1 protein-coding gene is annotated in these 1,389 nt (G+C 65.1%); it reads right to left on the bottom strand.

The annotated features are described in order from the left end of the window. Positions 1-36: 36 nt before the first annotated feature. Entirely contained in the window at positions 37-1,341 is a 1,305-nt protein-coding gene (locus ABT186_RS47740) for an IS630 family transposase (RefSeq protein ID WP_351930701.1), read from the bottom strand. Positions 1,342-1,389: the final 48 nt, after the last annotated feature.

Genomic DNA, 1,389 nt, shown 5'->3' on the forward strand with positions numbered 1-1,389 from the left:
CTAGTGTCGTGCGCCGCAAATCACACGGGTAAGTTGCTACCTGTTTGGCGGACTGATTTTGGTGAGGTAGTCGGCGAGAGATTTCAGGATCTCGTCGGCGGTTTTGACCCAGGTGAAGGGCCGCGGATTCTCGTTCCAGGTGTCGATCCACGCCTCGATGTCGTCCTCGAGGGCTTTGACGGAGGTGTGGACGCCGCGCCGGATGAGTTTGTCGGTCAATAGGCCGAACCAGCGCTCGACCTGGTTGATCCAGGAGGAGCTGGTCGGGGTGAAGTGGACGTGGAAGCGGGGGTGTCGGCTCAGCCAGGTTCTGATCTCAGGGGTGTTGTGGGTGGCGTAGTTGTCGCACACCAGGTGCACGTCGAGTTCGGCGGGCACCGCTTTATCTATGGTGACCAGGAATTTCTTGAACTCGATGGCCCGGTGGCGGCGGTGGAGCTGGCTGATGACAGTGCCGTCGGCGATGTTGAACGCGGCGAACAGGCTGGTGATGCCGTGCCGCAGGTAGTCGTGGGTGCGTCGTTCGGGCATGCCCGGCATCATCGGCAGCACCGGCTGCGAGCGGTCCAGCGCCTGGATCTGGCTCTTCTCATCGACACAGAGGACCACCGCCCGTTCAGGCGGGTTGTGGTAGAGCCCGACCACGTCCACGACCTTGGCGACGAACTGCGGGTCGGTGGACAGCTTGAAGGAGTCCTGCAGGTGAGGCTTGAGATCGAACTTCTTCCAGATCCGTCCGATGGTCGATTTCGACAGCCCCGTGCGCGCGGCCATCGAGGCCCGCGACCAGTGGGTGTCCTTGCCCGGGCTGGACTCCAGTGTCGCGACCAGCACGTCTTCGACCTGATCGAGCAGGATCAACGGAGGCCGGCCGGGTCTCGGCTCGTCGTGCAGTCCGTCCAGGCGCTTGGCGATGAACCGGGCCCGCCAACGCTCCACGGTCGACTCGTCGACCCCGAGGTCGACGGCTGCCTGCCGGTTCGTCCCACCTTCCGCGCAGCGCAGCACGATCTTTGCGCGCAGTGCGAGGAACTGCGCGGTCTTCGCTCGCCTTGCCCAGCGCACCAACTGGTCCCGCTCGGCTTCGCTTAGGACCAGCTCCGCCTTCGGCCTGCCGATCCGGCCCGCGTCCTGCAGCCCGGCCAACCCCTCGGCGGCGAACTTCCGGCGCCACTTGCCCACCGTCTTGGCCTGGACGTCAACAAGCCGCCCCACGGCGACATTCGACATACCGTCAGCGCACGCGAGAATGATCCGGGCCCGCTCAGCCGCACGTCGGTCAAGGCCGGCGGCCCGGCGCACCAACTCGGCACGCTCGTCCTCAGACAACGTGATCGACACTGCGGAAGGCCCCGGATGCGACACCCGAAAAGAGTAGCAACTTACCCG

The sequence above is a fragment of the Streptomyces sp. NPDC001634 genome (assembly GCF_040298185.1).
Classification (GTDB): Bacteria; Actinomycetota; Actinomycetes; order Streptomycetales; family Streptomycetaceae; genus Streptomyces.